The following is a 17,949-nucleotide window of genomic DNA, read 5'->3' as shown; positions in this document are numbered from 1 at the left end:
GGGCTTAGAGGAGGACATAACAATCATGAACAGAAAATGGTTTCAGCTATGGAATATTGGCCGGCTGCGGGGAAGGCTGCTGGATGTTCTGTCGCTGGGGAGAACGATGCTGCTGCTGGCCGGAGGTTCACTTGTATTTTTCATGCTGCTTGGAGCCGGCGGATTGGCCGGACAGAAGCTGAACTCTTCACCCATTCCCTCTATGAAGGGCTTGGCTGCTTCACTCTCCAGCGGATTCTTCATGGAGCTGCTGGGCATGGAGGTTCCGCATTTGCCGCAGGGTGAGGAGCCTTCAGCATTCTCGGGCGACAAGGTTACCTCCTTCGTATTCCGGCTGCTCACCAGCGTCGACCCGGGCGATCCCAAAAGTCTGGTATCGCGTGAGATGCCCGGCCTTGCGGCAGATGATCCCTTCCTGCTCCGGGAAGGCTCCGGGGGGACAGGTACGGCAGGGGCGCCTGCGGATTATCATCCCGGTGTCGATGAATTAGCGGCTGGTGGCGAATCAGGAACCGGTGCTGATCCGGGAACGGACCTGGGCACAGGCACAGAGGCGGGGACCAATGATCCGCCTGCCGGAGGCGAAACGGACAACCCGGGCGGAGAAGTTGTGCAGCCGGAGGCTACGCCTGCACCGGATTCAAGCGGTACGGTTACAGACCCTGGTGAGAGCGAAGGTTATTCGGGGAGCGGAGATGCGGAGAACGGTACCGGGGATACCTCGATCAAACGTATCCTAATCTATCATTCCCATCCCCGCGAGGCCTATAATCCTCTGCTTGGCGCAGCAAGCGATAATCCAAGCTCTGCGGTTCCTTCCAAGAATGTAATGCTGGTAGGATCATATATTGCCAAGCGGCTGGAAGCCCGCGGGATAGGAACTGTCCATGCCCAAGAGGATTACGCCACGGAGGTGCCGGATTATAACTGGAACTTCTCCTATAAATATTCACGCATGACTGTGAAATCGGCGATGGCCGCCAATCAGGAAATGAGTGAGCTGATCGATATCCACCGCGACTCGCAGCGGCATGGCAAAACCACAGCAGAAATCAATGGTAAAAATTATGCACAGGTGTACTTCATCCTCGGGCATGCGAATAAGAATTGGAAACAAAATGAGGCCTTCGCCAATCAGATTCATCAGCTGCTGGAGAAAAATTATCCGGGAGTATCCCGTGGCATATGGGGGAAATCCTCAGGAAACGGGAATAATGGGGAGTATAACCAGACACTATCCCCGAACAGCGTGCTGATTGAGGTAGGCGGAATCGATAATTCTGCCGAAGAGTTGAAGCGGACAGCAGATATTCTGGCAGATGCCATCGCGGATGTGTACTGGGCCAGCCGGGATGCAGAGAAGGCGGCGGCGCCTGAAGAGGGCGATGTCAAACTGGAGGGCACGAGCGCGAAGACATCCGCAGGCGGTGCTTCCTGAGCTAATTCACTTGAAAAAGGAGCGGGGAATATGACGCGGTTCGGTAAAAAGCTGGTCATGGTCGGGATATGGGCGGGAGTCGGGCTTCTGGTGGGTCTGCAATTCGGCGGCGGCAGCGGTTCAGGAGTCTCCGGCGTGCTGCCGGGCTGGAACACTATGGCCGGGAATACTTCTTCGGCCGGTGGACAGCTCCCTGCAGGGCAGAGCAGCACAGCGGGAGCTGCGTCTCTTCCGGCCGCGGGTAGGGCTCAGGGCGGGCAAGCCTATGTATATGTGCCGGTTGTCATTGATCCGGCTACCGGGGCCTATAAGGTGCTGCCTGTGCAGCAGCCGGCTGCAGCTGGTACGGATACAGCAGCCGGGACGGGGAGCCTTCCGCAGCAGGAGGTGAAGGACTACACTACCCTCAGTCCTGAGCAGATTCTGATTCCCGGGGAACAGAAGCCGACCGTAGATGTGCTCGCGGACAAGACGGCAGGCCTGCTGCAGCAGGCTTCGCAGAAAAGCATCCGCTGGGTAGTCTCCCTCTTCGATTCATCGGAGGAGTGAAGGAGTGTCCGTGTGCAGCCGGACAGACTTCGAAGGTTAATATGTCATTATGGAACGGTTGCCGCTTAAATTGGAGCGCGCAGCCGTTCCTTTTTCACGGATTCTCCTGTAATTTTTGGCTGCCCCGGGTGTTTCTTTATTTTCCCGCAGCTGGCGGGATTGATGGGTGAAGCCCGTACTGTTATAATAAGAGGATTAACATTAGGCTGTCTGTGGGGGTAAGGAATGACTGACGTTCAGAAACGACAACAACAAATCCGCAATTTCTCGATTATTGCACATATAGACCATGGCAAATCGACACTGGCTGACCGTATTCTGGAGTATACAGGTGCGCTCACTTCGCGTGAAATGCAGGAGCAGGTACTCGATCAAATGGACCTGGAGCGCGAACGCGGTATCACCATTAAGCTGCAGGCTGTACGCCTGACTTATCGTGCCGACGATGGACAGGATTATTATCTGAATCTGATTGATACACCGGGGCATGTCGATTTCACATATGAGGTATCCCGAAGTCTTGCCGCCTGCGAAGGCGCACTGCTGGTAGTGGATGCAGCACAGGGGATTGAAGCCCAGACCCTGGCTAACGTGTATCTGGCACTCGATAACAATCTGGAGATTCTTCCGGTGCTCAACAAGATTGACCTTCCGAATGCCGATCCTGACCGGGTGAAGCAGGAGATTGAGGATGTAATCGGGCTGGATACGAGCGAAGCGGTTCTGGCTTCCGCCAAAGCCGGCATCGGCATTAAGGAGATTCTGGAGCAGGTCGTTAAGCAGGTTCCGGCGCCGACAGGCAACTCCGAAGAACCGCTCAAGGCTCTGATCTTCGATTCCCACTATGACCCGTACAAAGGCGTTATCGTCTATGTCCGCGTTATGGACGGAAGTATCCGTGCCGGTTCCAAGATTAAGATGATGGCAACCGACAAAACCTTTGAAGTTATCGAAGTCGGGGCATTCATGCCGCGTATGACCATTGTGCCTGAGCTGAACATCGGCGATGTAGGGTTTATTGTGGCCGGGATTAAGCATGTAGGAGACACGCGTGTCGGTGACACCGTGACGGATGCCAAGAATCCGACGCCTGAACCGCTGCCGGGCTACCGCAAGATCAATCCGATGGTCTACTGTGGTCTGTATCCGATTGAGACCTCTGATTATAATGATCTGCGTGAAGCGCTGGAGAAGCTGCAGCTGAACGATGCTTCACTTAGCTTCGAGCCGGAAAGCTCCAGTGCCCTGGGCTTCGGCTTCCGTTGCGGCTTCCTTGGACTGCTGCACATGGAGATCATTCAGGAGCGGATTGAGCGCGAGTTCAATCTTCCGCTGATTACTACAGCACCAAGCGTTATTTACCGCATCAAGCTGACTAACGGTGAGACCATTCAGATCGACAATCCGTCGCATTATCCGGAGATCGGGACGATTGACTTCATTGAAGAGCCATATGTGAAGGCAGGAATTATTGTACCGAATGACTTCGTAGGTACAGTTATGGAGCTTTGCCAGAACAAACGCGGCGAATTCGTTAACATGGAGTATCTGGATACGAACCGTGTAACCATTACGTATGAGATTCCGCTGTCCGAGATTGTATATGACTTCTTCGATCAGCTGAAATCGGGAACAAAGGGTTATGCTTCCTACGATTATGAGATCTCCGGATACCGCCAGTCGAATCTGGTGAAGATGGATATCCTGCTCAACAATGAGCAGGTCGATGCGTTGTCCTTCATCGTTCACCGCGACCGCGCTTATAACCGCGGCCGGGTCATCTGCGAGAAGCTGCGCGGCATTATCCCGCGCCAGATGTTCGAGGTGCCGATCCAGGCATCCGTCGGCACGAAGGTGGTTGCGCGCGAGACCGTTAAGGCGATGCGCAAGAACGTACTGGCCAAATGCTACGGCGGTGACATTTCGCGTAAGCGGAAGCTGCTGGAGAAGCAGAAGGAAGGTAAGAAGCGCATGAAGCAAGTCGGCAGCGTAGAGGTGCCGCAGGAAGCGTTCATGGCTGTGCTTCAGATTGAGTAGCAGCGTGCAGGCTCCTTGGAGCTGACAGCTGGATTATAGACCTGCAAGGGAAGCCGTAGGGCTTCCCTTTTCTGGAAATGTTATTTTTCCCGGAGAAACAGGATTAAGATAATAATCAATCGCTTATTTCTCGCAGAAACGGGTGCCGACCTAAGCAGGGCGGCGCAGCCGTTTCTTCTTACTTTTCAGCAGCAGAGGCTGCAAATAGCTTTTACATTAAATAGAACAAAGGAGACAGCTATGAACACAGCAAACAATGGCCGTCCCCCTGAGGCCGTATATATTCATATCCCGTTTTGCACCAATAAGTGCTTCTACTGTGATTTCAATTCCTATGTCCTGAAGGATCAGCCGGTCATGGAGTATCTGTATGCCCTTGACCGTGAGATGGAGTTGACCGTGAAGAACACGCCTCCCGGTGTAATCAAGACTATTTTTGTCGGCGGCGGTACGCCTACAGTGCTAAAACCGGATGAGATGGCATATTTCCTGCAATCGGTCCGCAGACACTTCCCGCAGTGGGATGAGAATATCGAGTTCTCTATGGAAGCTAATCCCGGCACTACCGATATAGATAAGCTCAGAGTAATGAAGGAAGGCGGCGTCAACCGGGTGAGCTTCGGCGTTCAGGCGTTTCAGAACGAGCTGCTTAGCGGAATCGGCCGTATTCATGATGTGGATGATGTCTACCGCAGTCTGGAGAATGCCCGCGCGGCCGGGCTGGATAATCTTTCGCTGGATCTGATGTTCGGCCTGCCGAACCAGACGGTGGATATGCTGAGAGAGAGCATCGACAAGGCGCTGGCGCTGGATCTTCCCCACTATTCTATCTATAGTCTTAAGGTTGAGGAGAACACGCTGTTCCACACCCTATTTAATAAGAACAAACTTCCCCTGCCGAATGAAGAGGATGAGCTGGCGATGTATCTGCTGCTTATGTCCACCATGGAAGCTGCGGGTTATACGCAATATGAGATCAGCAATTTTGCCAAGCCGGGGCTGGAGAGCCGCCACAATATTACCTACTGGCGCAACGAGGATTATTATGGCCTCGGTGCCGGGGCGCACGGATATGTGGGCCGCCAGCGGCATATGAATATCAAGGGCGTTAATCCGTATAATGAAGCTACGCGCAGCGGGCTGCCCCGTCTGGACAGCTTCCCTATCTCCGAGCAGGAGGCGATGGAGGATTTCATGATGGTCGGCCTGCGGATGCGCGAAGGGGTGTCGGATACGGCATTCCGCTCACAATTCGGGAAGTCGCTGGAGGATATTTTTGCGGGATCGCTGCATAAAATGCTTAAGGCAGGGCTGCTGGAGCAGTCGGGGGAAACCTATCGTCTGAGCAAGCAGGGAATCCTGTTCGGCAACGATGTATTTGGAGAATTTGTCGGTGCTTTGACAGAAGTTTAATTTTAAAATACCCCTTGAATTGTAATTCACTCTGTTGTATATTTATTCATATTAACAACGAGGGGTGAGTCAAAGTGCTTGTCAAAACGGATATGTTCCGCCAGTCTTCTCCTGCGGGAGATCAGCAAGTGATATGCAGAAATGCTACAGTGGAGGATGTAGAGCCGCTGTATCTGATGATAGAGGAATACGCTCAGCGCGGAATTATGCTGCCCCGTTCCAGGCAAGCACTGGCCCGCCAGATCGATCAGTTCGTGATTGCTGAAATCGGCGGCAGATTTGTCGGCTGCGGATCCTTGTTCAGACTCGGAAGCGACCTCGTAGAGGTACGTTCGATTGGTCTGCGGGATGAAGGCAAGGGCAAAGGCGTAGGCTCGATGATTCTGGAGAAGCTGACGGAAGAAGCCAGACGCCAGAAAATTCCGAAGATTATGGCTTTGACCTATGCCGTGGATTTCTTCCTCAGAAACGGCTTCGATGTGGTGGAGAAGGAGATTTTCCCGGAGAAGGTCTGGACTGATTGTGTGCACTGCAAGAAGCAGCATGCCTGCGATGAAATTGCTGTGCTGAAGAGATTGGATTAACCCGGGGGCCATAGGTTCTGCGGCAGCCTATATAATAAGAAACCACTGCCTACGGATCGGAAGCTCCGGGGGGAGTGGTTTTTTTGCGCGGATATGTGGATGTTACACTTCACTCTATATAGTGAATATTTGGATCTGTGCTGCTGTTGTTGCTTCTAAGCATTCAAGTTGTATAACGTACAACAATTCCGCTTTGCACACACATGCGGTTGACCGGTTACCTGGCATAAATAAGCTTGCGCTGCTGCTCTATCAGCTCGGCCAGCTCCGGAGTGGCATATGCAGAGTGAAATGAAGGGAACATTGTATTATAGGCAATCCTTCTGGTGGACCCGTCTTTCATTTCGATTTCCATCCAGTACAGATTGCCCACCCAGCTCTTGGTCTGTTTGGACAGCTCCTCTTGCGGGATGTACTCCAGCTTGGGGAATTCACGGATAAATATGGCGTTGGCCTCCGGAGTAAAGTCCATCAGGTCTGAACCGTCATTGCCGCTGATGAAACGGACGGTTTGTATTTTGCCCTCGGCATCCAGCAGATCGTTAAGGGTTCTGGCTGCAGGGTTGCTGTACGCCTCATAGAGCTGGTCACCCGCCCAGATTCTCGCCGAAGGTTTATATCTATTCACTTCATAGAGCTGAGTACCTGTCTTCAGATTCGTGGCATCTCCATCCTGCACCTTCTTACGGGGACATCTATGCTCGGTTTTGCTGTAGGTAATCTTGCCGATAGCCTTTCCTTTGCTCAGTCCGCTGAGATCACTATCCGTTTCACCGCCATAGAGGACACCATTCCATTGCAGGACGGATGCATAATCCACATCGTCAAAGTAACACTTGTTCTGAGTTGTTTTCACTGTATAGGCCGTAAGCAACAGCACACATAGGATCACGGCGGATAAGGCAAATAACCATGGTTTCATCAAGCGCATTTCATCACCCCTTGTTCTATCTGACGATGAAGCGGATGAATGGTTGCGGGGGCATATCCGAAATAATGGTTTTATCTTGAAAAAAATGCATCTGCCAGTGCTTTGTGATTTGTGAAACTGACTTGACAATGCCAAGGTCAGTTTGGTATTTTTGTATTAGTGGTTAGCACTCATCTGACTAGAGTGCTAACGAATCGGAGCCACAGCCGATAGGAGGGAATAACATGTTAACTGAACGCCAGAGAATGATACTGAATGCAATCGTAGATGATTATATTCTTTCCGCTGAGCCGGTAGGCTCGCGCAGTATCTCGAAACGCGGCGATGTAGGCTACAGTCCTGCAACGATCCGCAACGAAATGGCTGATCTTGAGGACCTGGGATACCTGGAGCAACCTCATACTTCGGCAGGGAGAATCCCTTCTCATAAGGGCTACCGCTATTATGTGGACCATCTGGTACCGTGGAATTCCGCCGAAACGGCCGAACTGGGCACGATCCGCGCTTTTTTCGCCGAGAAGCTGAATGCGACAGAGCAGGTTATCCAACATGCGGCAATGATTCTTTCCAATATGACGAATTATACTTCCATCCTGCTGGGACCGGAGGTTTTTCATACTTCATTGCGCCACTTTCAGCTGCTTCCGCTCGATGACAACACTGCGGTGGCGATTATCGTTACCAGCACGGGACAGGTGGAGAACAAGATCGTCAACCTTCCTCCGGATATTTCTGTATCCGAGATGGAGAAGGTCGTCAATCTGCTGAACAGCAAGCTGGTGAATGTACCGCTCTATAAGCTGAAGAGCCAGCTCTATTCCGAGCTGGGTGAGGAAATGCAGCGTCACATCTCCCACTATGAAGAATTAATGCAGGTGCTGGACACGGCGCTCGAAAGCGACCATGAACAGCGCATCTATCTCAGCGGTGCAACGAATATGCTGACCCAGCCGGAGTTCAAGGACGTCGACAAGGTGAAGAATATTCTGGATCTGCTGGAAGAGACGCCAACCCTGCTCAAAATGCTGACCCCGGCAAGCGGCGGAACAGGGATGCAAGTGCGCATTGGTACAGAGAATAAGCATGATGCTTTTGCGAACTGCAGTCTGATTACCGCTACCTATTCGCTGGATGGCAAGGCGCTGGGGAGCATCGGCATCCTGGGTCCGACCCGGATGGAGTATGCGCGCGTAATGGGCATTCTGGGGATTCTGTCCCGGGATTTGACAGCGATGCTGGCACACTGGTATAAGTGAACAGAGCGTAATTGATTACGGTGAATGATGATAAGGAGGTGAAGACAACTTGAAAGAGGAAGAGGTTCAGGAAATGAATGAACAGAATGATCCCTCCATAAATGAAAACCAGGCTGCTGATGAGGCGGAAGCTGCAGAAGGCACTGGCACATTTACGGCTGAAGAGGCCGGCGAGGCGGCTTCAGGCAGTGGAGAGGATTTCGGACGGCTGCAGGAGCTTGCGAATGAACATCAGGCGCGCGCACTGCGTGTACAGGCTGATTTCGATAACTTCCGCCGCCGCACACAGAAGGAAAAGGAAGAGCTGGCGCAATATGCGACTTCCAAGCTCGTAACTGAATTGCTTCCGGTACTCGACAATTTTGAGCGTGCATTGGCTACATCTCCGGCAGGCGCGGATTCCGAAGCGTTCACCAAAGGCATCAATATGATTTTCCGGCAGCTGGATGGAGTGCTGAGATCTGAAGGACTTACAGCTATGGAAACGGTAGGACAGCCTTTTAACCCTGAATATCATCAGGCGATCATGCAGGTGGAGAGCGAGGAGCACGAGGAAGGCATCGTGACAGAAGAAGTCCAGAAGGGCTATCTCCTGAAAGATAAAGTTCTTCGTCCGGCCATGGTCAAAGTCAGCATGTAGTTCTGTCTATATAAGTGAGCATTATTCTATGAAGACAATGTTACACCACAATAACAATATGAATGGTTGAAGCCCCGGGCTTCACCTTATGTCTGAGGAGGCAAATTACAGTGAGTAAAGTTATCGGTATTGACCTTGGAACCACCAACTCTTGCGTTGCCGTTATGGAAGGCGGCGAAGCCGTCGTTATCCCGAATCCGGAAGGCGCGCGTACAACCCCATCGGTGGTAGGCTTCAAGAAAGACGGCGAGCGTATCGTCGGCGAGACAGCTAAACGCCAGGCAATTACGAACCCGGACCGTACCATCGCTTCCATTAAGCGCCACATGGGTACGAACCACAAAGAAAGCATTGACGGCAAAGACTACTCCGCACAGGAAATTTCGGCGATGATTCTCCAGAAGCTGAAATCCGATGCTGAAGCCTATCTGGGCCAGACAGTAACCCAGGCCGTTATTACGGTTCCTGCATATTTTAATGACAGCCAGCGTCAGGCTACGAAGGATGCGGGCAAAATTGCCGGTCTTGAAGTTCTGCGTATTGTCAACGAGCCAACGGCAGCAGCACTTGCTTACGGTCTGGAGAAATCCGAAGACCAGACGATCCTTGTCTATGACCTTGGCGGCGGTACATTCGACGTATCGATCCTTGAACTGGGCGACGGCTTCTTCGAAGTAAAAGCTACCAGCGGTGACAACCGTCTGGGCGGGGATGATTTTGACCAGCTGGTTATGGATTATCTCGTGGCTGAATTCAAGAAAGAGCAAGGCATTGACCTGAGCAAAGACAAAGCGGCTGTACAACGTCTGAAAGACGCTGCGGAAAAAGCGAAAAAAGAGCTGTCCGGCGTACTGACAACTACTGTATCGCTGCCGTTCATCACGGTTGTTGACGGAGTGCCACAGCACTTGGAGGTCAACCTGACCCGTGCCAAGTTCGACGAACTGACTGCAAGCCTGGTAGAGCGTACGCTTGGACCAACCCGTCAAGCGCTTAGCGATGCCGGCATGACGCCAGCTGATCTGAACAGAATCGTGCTGGTCGGCGGTTCCACACGTATTCCTGCCGTACAGGATGCGATCAAGAAGCTTACAGGCAAAGAGCCTCACAAAGGCGTTAACCCGGATGAAGTAGTAGCCCTTGGTGCTGCTGTTCAAGCGGGCGTGCTGACTGGTGATGTTAAAGACGTGGTCTTGCTTGACGTAACTCCGCTGTCCCTGGGTATTGAAACTGCAGGCGGCGTATTCACGAAGATGATCGAGCGCAACACTACGATCCCTACAAGCAAATCGCAGGTGTTCTCGACCTTCGCTGACAGCCAGCCGAGCGTGGAAATCCACGTACTGCAGGGTGAGCGCCAGATGGCGAACGGCAACAAGACACTGGGACGCTTCATGCTGAACGAGATTCCACCGGCACCGCGCGGCGTACCGCAGATCGAAGTAACCTTCGACATCGATGCCAACGGTATCGTTAACGTATCTGCTACGGATAAAGGCACCAACAAGAGCCAGAAGATCACTATCACTTCTTCCAGCGGCTTGAGCGATGCTGAAGTAGAACAGATGATGAAGGATGCCGAGCTGCATGCTGAGGAAGACCGTAAGCGTAAAGAACTGGTAGAAGCGAAGAACAACGCTGACCAGCTCGTATACTCCACGGACAAAGTCATCAAGGACCTTGCTGACAAAGTCGACGCTTCCGAAATCGAGAAAGCCAATGAAGCCAAAGACAAAGTGAAGGCTGCACTGGAAACCGACAATCTGGAAGAAATCACTGCCGCTACAGAGGCGCTGAATGAGATCGTACAGCAGTTGTCAGTGAAGCTGTATGAACAGGCTGCACAAGCTGAGCAAGGCGCTGAAGGCGGCCAGGGAGCTTCTGAAGGCAATGCCAAGAAAGACAACGTGGTAGACGCCGATTACGAAGTGGTTGACGATGAGAAGAATCAAGGGTAACCTTAAACGATAAGTTTCTATTTGGTGAGAGGGGAAGGTCAAAACCGGGGCATCCCGTGTTTTGGCTTTCCCTTTAAAATGTAAGGGTTTATGGGTTTCCCGTCATAAATTTCTTCTTACATTTCTCGAAGAAACGGTGCCGTCCCCGCGGGACGGCGTAGCCGTTTCTACTTGCCATGTTAAGGGCAGAAGAATAACGATGTACGGAGGTGAAAGCAGTGGCAGATAAACGCGATTATTATGAGGTTCTGGGCCTCGGTAGAGATGCTTCAGACGAAGATGTGAAGAAAGCGTACCGTAAGCTGGCGCGCCAGTATCATCCGGATGTGAATAAAGCGGGCGATGCAGAAGCCAAGTTCAAAGAGGTTAAGGAAGCTTACGACGTCCTCAGTGACGGGCAGCAGCGGGCTCGTTATGACCAATATGGACATATTGATCCTAACCAGGGCATGGGCGGCGGCTTTGGCGGCGGCGGCGGAGATTTCGGCGGTCTTGGCGATATCTTCGACATGTTCTTCGGCGGCGGCGGACGGCGTGATCCGAATGCACCGCAGCGCGGCGGCGATTTGCAGTATACGATGACCATTGAATTCAAGGAAGCGGTATTCGGTAAAGAAACCGATATTACCATTCCGCGTACGGAGACCTGTGATACCTGCTTTGGCTCCGGTGCCAAACCTGGAACGAAGCCGGAGACCTGTTCCGTATGTCACGGCAGCGGCCAGCAGGAATTCGTGCAGAATACACCGCTTGGACAGATGCGTAACCGCCGTCCCTGCTCCCATTGCAGCGGCACCGGCAAGATCATCAAAGAAAAATGTACAACATGTGCAGGCCAGGGCAAGGTTAAGAAACAGCGCAAGATTCATGTGCGCATTCCTGCCGGTGTCGATGACGGCGCACAGCTGCGCATGACCGGTGAAGGCGAAGGCGGCACACGCGGCGGCCCGGCCGGAGATCTGTACATTGTCTTCCGCGTCAAGAATCACGATTTCTTCGAGCGCGAGAACGATGATATTATGTGCGAGGTTCCATTGACGTTCGCTCAGGCGGCGCTTGGTGACGAGATCGAAATCCCTACCCTTACCGAAAAAGTGAAGCTCAAGATTCCTGCAGGCACACAGACCGGAACCTTCTTCCGCCTCAAAGGCAAAGGTGTTCCGCATCTGCGCGGCAGCGGAGTCGGCGATCAGCATGTCCGCGTCATTGTGGTCACGCCTAGCAAGCTTAGTGATGAGCAGAAGGACCTGCTCCGCCAGTTCGCCTCCCATAATGGAGAGAACACTCATGAGCAGGAGCAATCTTTCTTTGACCGCGTGAAACGTGCGTTCCGCGGGGACTGATCTTCATAAGTGTATTATTCCTGCGGCCCTACGGAGCCGCATAGCAGCGCCCGCCTCCATGGAAATTGGAGGCGGGCGTTTTTTTCTCCTTAATTCAACGATGCCGGTTATTTGTTATTTCCCAATGAATCATTCCATCCTTTATACTAACTCTGGTCATTTCCAATTTCTCCAGAACATTAATGGAAGGAAGGTTATCTATAAGGCATTCTGCCACAATTTTCTTCACTTGTCCTGAGGAGAATGCCCATTCCATAATTGCTTTCACCGACTCTGTAGCTATCCCCTTATTATGCATGTCCTGAATTATTCCATATCCGATTTCTACAATTCCTTTTATATCCGGTCTCCCTTTATATCCAATGTCTCCGATAATTTGGTTATTGTCAGCTAATGTTACAAACCACACTCCCCAGCCCAGCAGTTCAGGGTCTTCCTCAAGATGAGCTAAATATCCGGCGGTATGCTTCCCGATAGGGTATGTTTCAGATACCTTCTTGTAATTTTGTTGGTCAAATGCAGTAATGATTAGCCGTTCAGTTATGATTTGCAGAGTTATTTCCTCCTCATGAATTAACTATTGTTCCGTTAGCTTAGCTTTCTGGTAAGCAGTATTTTCAATGGTGTAATTTAAGCCGTTTTATCCAATTAAGTATCCCGGCTGCTCCAAAACATCTAAATTATCCGCGGTATATGTTCTTTGCCGGGCAGAGGCTGGCGAAAATTTTGGGCATGAAAAGGGCTGCGACAGGCCCATTAGCGGAATCTGAGTCCGCTTAACCAGATAACCTTCCAGATTAGGGAAAATAGCGGATTTTCAGTCCGTCTGATTAGCTGAGGGCCCAGATGGGCTGTAGGAGGCCCTTTCGATTCCCCTTTTTGCCAATTCATATCTGATATTATTCTAATTGGATCCTATCCTATAGGGGCGATATAATTTGTCTATAATTAAAAATTACTGCCTGTTGGCTGAATTTATTGTCTAAGTCACCTGGCAAAGAGGCGGCAGGCAAACTCGGGTTTGTTTTCCTTAACGATTTGAAATCAGCACAAAGACGGCGGCAGCATCCACAAATCAGGATGCTGCCGCCGCTTTAGTAGGGCATATTAGTTAGGACACAGATTACTTGTCTTACTGTTTACGCAGATCCTCGAGTACACGCTCCAGGATGACAGCAGCCTGGGCACGGGTCAGGGTACCCTTCGGGTTAAAGGTGTTGTTGCCTACACCTTGGAGGTAACCTTTGCTTACTGCATAAGCGATTGCGTTCTTGGCGTTAGCCGAGATAGAACCTGTATCCTTAAAGGTCAGCGCAGAGGAAGTGACATCGGCACCAAGTGCCTCAGCCAATATTACCGCTGCTTCTTCGCGGGTCAGGACATCACGGGAGCCGCTTTCCTTGATGTGCGTTGTCCAGGTGTCACCTTTGCCAAGCAAACGGTCGAACAGGGTCAACAGTTCGGCCTGATTCAGGCTGTCAGCAGGCTTGAAGCTGGCGGTAGTTCCTTTACCGGCTACGATACCGTGAGCGGCAAGAACTTCGACGGCATCCTTGGCCCAGTGTGTGCCGATATCGGAGAAGCTGGTATTACGGGCGGCAGCAGTGTAGGTGCCGTCACCGGTAATGCCGAACTGCAGCAGGCCGTCTGCAGGAATGGTGCCTGGCTGCAGATAACTCCATGAGTTTTCAGCAGATTCTTTATAAGCCCCTGTCTTGCGGACATCCTTCAAGCCGTCAGGGTTCAGGGCAAGCTGTACAAATACAGGCTGGCTTGTGGTCCAGCCGTTCTTGAGGGTCAGTGAGGAGGAGCCGATATCAATACTTCCGGTACTGCCGCTTAGCGGAGCGGTATCCGCTTCCTCATGCAAACCGAGTGTGACGGTTAGGCCACTGGCGGTAATGAAGTCCGGAAGTGTGCCAGCCGGAATAGTTAGGGAGAATCCCTTGCCGTTCAGGCTGAGTGCACTTGCGGAACTCTTCATCTTGTCCGCCTGGGCAGATGTGAGCACAATGCTTACTTGTCCGTATTTGGAGAAGTCTACATCAGTGATGCTCAGTACGACATTGTTATTCACCGCACTCTTCAATGCCGCATCCAGAATGGAGTCGGAAACAGCCAGGCTCGCTGTAGGCTTACCACCTGCAGGATCAGCTGTTACAGTAAGCTGTCCGGAAGCCGCAGTAGTGCCTGAAGCCGGAGGTGTTGTAGCAGCAGGTCCTGATGAGCCGGGATTGCTAGGTGTTACAGGGTCGACAGGGGCAGTGACTACTACGCTTACAGTCGACAGGCCTGCCGGTACTGTAGCCGAGTAGCTGTCACTCCAGATCAGAGCATCCGAGACCTTGAAGGTATAAGTTCCGGCGGCTGTTGGTGTGAAAGTAAACTGTCCAAGTGAACCGTCGCCATTACCAAGGTATGCTCCATCCTTTACGTGAACGCCATATTGCAGCACGTCCTGTCCGTTCTCAAGATGAATAAGGTCAGTGAATACAGGCAACTGCTCGCCCGGGAAGTTCTCTTCTTGATAGGTGGCTAACTGTACGCTTGGCACTACAGTTGGTTGCTTCAAGGTGTCGTTGTACCAGAGATTGAAGGTAGCGCCATAAATACCATATACATTGTCGGTAACCGTAAAGCCAATATCTACGGTAACCGGCTGACCGACGACGGCTTGTGTTGTAGATATGGCAGGTGTTACCTTAGTGCTGCCCGCATCAGTACTATAACGTAGCAGCTGTGCATAATCTTCGTCTGCCGTGCCGTTGCCGGCTACGTCATAGACGTAGATATAGTATTGGTTCAGTCCCTCGGCTACTGGAGCCTCAATTTCAAAATATCCGGTCGGATCAATATATCCGTTAGCCTGCAGTACCTCGCCGTCAGGGCTCTCGAAGACTGCGGAAGTTCCGAATATATTATTGGGATCTTCACCCTCGGCAACAAGTTCAAGCAGCAGGTCCTCAGCGATATATCCGCTAATTGTTGCACTTCTTGGCTCATCAGCGTTATCCCGTGTATGTTCGGTTACAGTCAGACCGGTAACAAGCGGTGCAGTTGTATCCACAAAGATAAAGATGGCCTGCTCGTCCAGACTGGTTGTGCCGTCGATAACCGGTGTGATCGAATAGATTCCATCAGGGAGCTTGACCGAACTCTTGGTATTCTGGTCGATAACGGACCCATCCCAATGCAGTGTTTCATACAATCCGCGATAATATTTCTCCCCAGTGGCGTATACGTCACCGACGACGGTTCCTGTGTAAGCATTAGCGACTTCGATATGCAAGCTTTCTACAGGTTCGTTGACGGAGAAGGAGAAGTCTGTCTCATCCAGAAAGCCGTCACCATTTGGCGAGATAATATCTTCGCCAATATAGAGTGCAGTAACGGTATCCGGCTTGTATTTGTCACCTACCACTACACCCAAAGGAAGGGTTAGTATTTCAGGTGTGCCCTCGGCATCTTCTTCCGTAAGTGTTAGCAGAGCCTCATAAACTCCAGGAGCGGCATTGGCACCGATAGTTAACGAGACAGGGAAATTTTGTTCGCCGCTGACAGAGAGGCCGTCCAAGCCAGGAACATCAATACCCGCATGTCCGGTGAGCCAATTAACCTTGACGTTGAAGGTCTTTGGTGAGCCGGAAAGGGTATCCACATAGACCGTCTTCGTCACAGTACCTGCCGATTGAAGTCCAAAGGACAGGGAGCCTGTATCATATTCGACTTTGTCTATGTCCGGGCGGCCTGTATCCAGAATCTCAGAGATTCTGGCAATGGAATCAGCATCAACCACCTTAGACAAATCGATAAGTCCCGCGCCTTGCTCGTATATACTGTAATATTTGCCTGCACGATCCTTAAGAGGAGTTGCGCTGTTAGTTAAGAGAACCTTAACCTGATCCGGCGTCAAATCCTCTTTCCAGTCCAGGAGAAGGGCGGCAGCCCCGGCCACATGCGGGCTTGCCATGCTGGTGCCGTTGAACTTGGCGTATCCGGTTGAGCTTTCCCAGTCCGGAACCGAAGAATTCACCCCTACGCCAGGAGCCAGGACATCCGGTTTAATATTGAGTTCAGGGAGTGCAGGACCACGCGAACTGAAGCCGGCCAGCCAGTTGTTGGTATCCCAAGTAATTTTGAAATCAACGGTATTACGCTTCGCTTCAAGCTCTTTTTTAATTAAAGCTCCGTCGGCTTTGGTGATGCCGTAGGTTGGAGCGCCATGAGAATCAATAGCCATATTCAATTCGCCTTCAGCGTTATTGGCGATCAGCAGGCCTATGGCGCCAGCTGCCTTTGCGTTAGCGGATTTTAATACAAAAGTAATGCCGCCGCCGCGGTCAACGAGAGCTATTTTCCCTTGGACACCAGCCTTGGTATAATCCTCTACCGTACCACCCAGTCCGGCATAGACAATTTCTTTGCCGACGGCTGTATCAGGAAGGGGTTCAGATTCCGCTGCCAAAAGGCCATAGATATTATCCACTGCACCAACTTTAAATATATTAGCGAAGGCTGGAGTTGTAGTAGCACCTACAGAGATTGTCCGATGTGCACCTCCAGGCGTGCCTACAGTTTCCGCGTTCGGCCCGGCGTTGCCCGCTGCAAGTACGACTGTAACGCCTGCCTTGGCAGCATTATCCACGGCAATGGCATCCGGCGAATACTGCTGGTTCACATCAGAACCAAGCGACAGGTTAATGACGTCGACTCCTTCTTCCACCGCCAATTCGATACCTTTGATAACATCGGCTGTTGTTCCTGAGCCGTAAGGTCCAAGAACACGGTATGCATAGATATCCGCATCCGGAGCAACACTGTGGATTATACCGGAGACATGAGAACCATGTGCAGTTTCATAAGGGTTTCCGTCTTTGGGGAGCATGCCCTCTTTGGGAGCAGTTTCCCAAGGTTCATCGTCCTTATCAACGACGTCATATCCGCCTTTATATACTTTTTCACCATTACGTTGAAGATAAGGATGTTTGGGATCAATACCTGTATCCACAACAGCTACCTTGATACCATCGCCAGTAGCGCCCTTGCTATATAAAGCATCTGTATGAAAAATATCCCCGTTGCCCACTGTCTCTTGCGCTGATCCTCCTGAACTTGGAGGTGATTCAAGATCGGTTTCTGTTTCCAGAGCATGAACAGTCTGGTTAGGGAATACAGCCTTTACGCCCGGCAGCGCAAGCAGCTTGTCTACCTGGTTGCCAGGAAGCGTTACTTCATAACCGTTAAAGACCTCGGTGTATTCATTGCCTGTTACTGCGCCGATAAGAGCGGCAGCCGACTTGAAGTTGCTGTGCTCAGCCCGCAGAATGTTGTGCTGCAGCGAAGGAGCGGCACTTTTTTGAGTCTGGTTCGCTGCAACTTTAATAGGGTCGTTCTGTAATTGCACAATGAAGGTGACAGGTGCTGAAGAAGTGCTTGTCCCGGCATAATTCTGCGGCTTTACAGTTGAAGGTTTGTAATTCTGGATGAACTGCTTTAAAGTTTCCGAGGATAAGTCCAGCTTAGAATTAAGAGAAACGGGGCCTTGAAGGTCCGGTGCTGCAGGTAAGAAAGTGCCCGTACTGGCATAAGAGGCGGAAGGAAAGAGTAGAGAGATGGCTAAGCTTGTACTTGCTGCACCTATGCCTAATTTTCGAATGGAGCGTTTGAACATTTAATATCCTCCCCAGTAGTATTTAGTTTTGATTTCTGCAACCGGTTAAATCCGTTCTTCCCCTCCTAAGTTTCATATTGGGTATGAGACAAAAATAAATTGTGAAAATTACATTTATTTTACAGTCAA

At 51.4% G+C, this 17,949-nt stretch carries 12 protein-coding genes; 9 read left to right on the top strand and 3 right to left on the bottom strand.

Translation table 11 applies throughout. From position 1 onward, the window contains the following. Window positions 1–25: 25 nt before the first annotated feature. The 5 genes from NSU01_RS27320 to NSU01_RS27300 all read left to right on the top strand — a co-directional run bounded on the left by NSU01_RS27320 (window position 26) and on the right by NSU01_RS27300 (window position 6,021). On the top strand, window positions 26–1,438 hold the full coding sequence (locus NSU01_RS27320; protein ID WP_076245063.1) for a stage II sporulation protein P: 1,413 nt from the start codon (window positions 26–28) through the stop codon (window positions 1,436–1,438). A gap of 30 nt (window positions 1,439–1,468) precedes the next feature. Next, window positions 1,469–1,987 carry a hypothetical protein gene (locus tag NSU01_RS27315; RefSeq protein WP_076245060.1) on the top strand — a complete coding sequence of 173 codons (519 nt, stop codon included), beginning with the start codon at window positions 1,469–1,471 and terminating at the stop codon, window positions 1,985–1,987. Between the two features lie 225 nt (window positions 1,988–2,212). Then, window positions 2,213–4,024: a translation elongation factor 4 gene (lepA, locus tag NSU01_RS27310; protein ID WP_042216867.1), complete on the top strand. Its 1,812-nt coding sequence runs from the start codon at window positions 2,213–2,215 to the stop codon at window positions 4,022–4,024. 240 nt (window positions 4,025–4,264) lie between these two features. Then, on the top strand, window positions 4,265–5,437 hold the full coding sequence (gene hemW / locus NSU01_RS27305; RefSeq protein ID WP_042139467.1) for a radical SAM family heme chaperone HemW: 1,173 nt from the start codon (window positions 4,265–4,267) through the stop codon (window positions 5,435–5,437). Between the two features lie 92 nt (window positions 5,438–5,529). After that, window positions 5,530–6,021 carry an N-acetyltransferase gene (locus NSU01_RS27300; RefSeq protein ID WP_042141548.1) on the top strand — a complete coding sequence of 164 codons (492 nt, stop codon included), beginning with the start codon at window positions 5,530–5,532 and terminating at the stop codon, window positions 6,019–6,021. Window positions 6,022–6,238: 217 nt separating this feature from the next. Here NSU01_RS27300 and NSU01_RS27295 read toward each other — a convergent pair whose 3' ends face one another. Further along, window positions 6,239–6,952, bottom strand: a complete 714-nt coding sequence (locus NSU01_RS27295; protein WP_076245057.1) for a hypothetical protein — start codon at window positions 6,950–6,952, stop codon at window positions 6,239–6,241. 224 nt (window positions 6,953–7,176) lie between these two features. Here NSU01_RS27295 and hrcA point away from each other — a divergent pair, with 224 nt between their 5' ends. From hrcA to dnaJ, 4 genes are all read left to right on the top strand, one after another. After that, window positions 7,177–8,208 (top strand): heat-inducible transcriptional repressor HrcA, encoded by a 1,032-nt coding sequence (hrcA, locus tag NSU01_RS27290; protein ID WP_039309603.1) that lies wholly within the window; start codon window positions 7,177–7,179, stop codon window positions 8,206–8,208. 49 nt (window positions 8,209–8,257) lie between these two features. Next, a complete protein-coding gene (gene grpE / locus NSU01_RS27285) occupies window positions 8,258–8,848 on the top strand; it encodes a nucleotide exchange factor GrpE (RefSeq protein WP_039309604.1) in 591 nt (196 codons plus the stop codon). A gap of 110 nt (window positions 8,849–8,958) precedes the next feature. Continuing rightward, window positions 8,959–10,806: a molecular chaperone DnaK gene (gene dnaK, locus NSU01_RS27280; RefSeq protein ID WP_042139465.1), complete on the top strand. Its 1,848-nt coding sequence runs from the start codon at window positions 8,959–8,961 to the stop codon at window positions 10,804–10,806. A gap of 218 nt (window positions 10,807–11,024) precedes the next feature. Next, window positions 11,025–12,149, top strand: a complete 1,125-nt coding sequence (dnaJ, locus tag NSU01_RS27275) for a molecular chaperone DnaJ (protein WP_042139464.1) — start codon at window positions 11,025–11,027, stop codon at window positions 12,147–12,149. A 94-nt stretch (window positions 12,150–12,243) separates the two neighbouring features. Here dnaJ and NSU01_RS27270 read toward each other — a convergent pair whose 3' ends face one another. Together NSU01_RS27270 and NSU01_RS27265 are read right to left on the bottom strand one after the other, a co-directional pair. Continuing rightward, a complete protein-coding gene (locus NSU01_RS27270) occupies window positions 12,244–12,624 on the bottom strand; it encodes a GNAT family N-acetyltransferase (RefSeq protein ID WP_256703924.1) in 381 nt (126 codons plus the stop codon). A 657-nt stretch (window positions 12,625–13,281) separates the two neighbouring features. Further along, window positions 13,282–17,820 (bottom strand): S8 family serine peptidase, encoded by a 4,539-nt coding sequence (locus tag NSU01_RS27265; protein ID WP_076245052.1) that lies wholly within the window; start codon window positions 17,818–17,820, stop codon window positions 13,282–13,284. Window positions 17,821–17,949 lie beyond the last annotated feature (129 nt).

The sequence above is a fragment of the Paenibacillus sp. FSL H8-0259 genome (genome assembly GCF_037963255.1).
In the GTDB taxonomy this organism is placed as follows: Bacteria; Bacillota; Bacilli; order Paenibacillales; family Paenibacillaceae; genus Paenibacillus_AQ; species Paenibacillus_AQ phytohabitans.
Note: the sequence above shows the minus strand (reverse complement) of the source record. Positions and strands in the feature narration are given on the sequence as shown.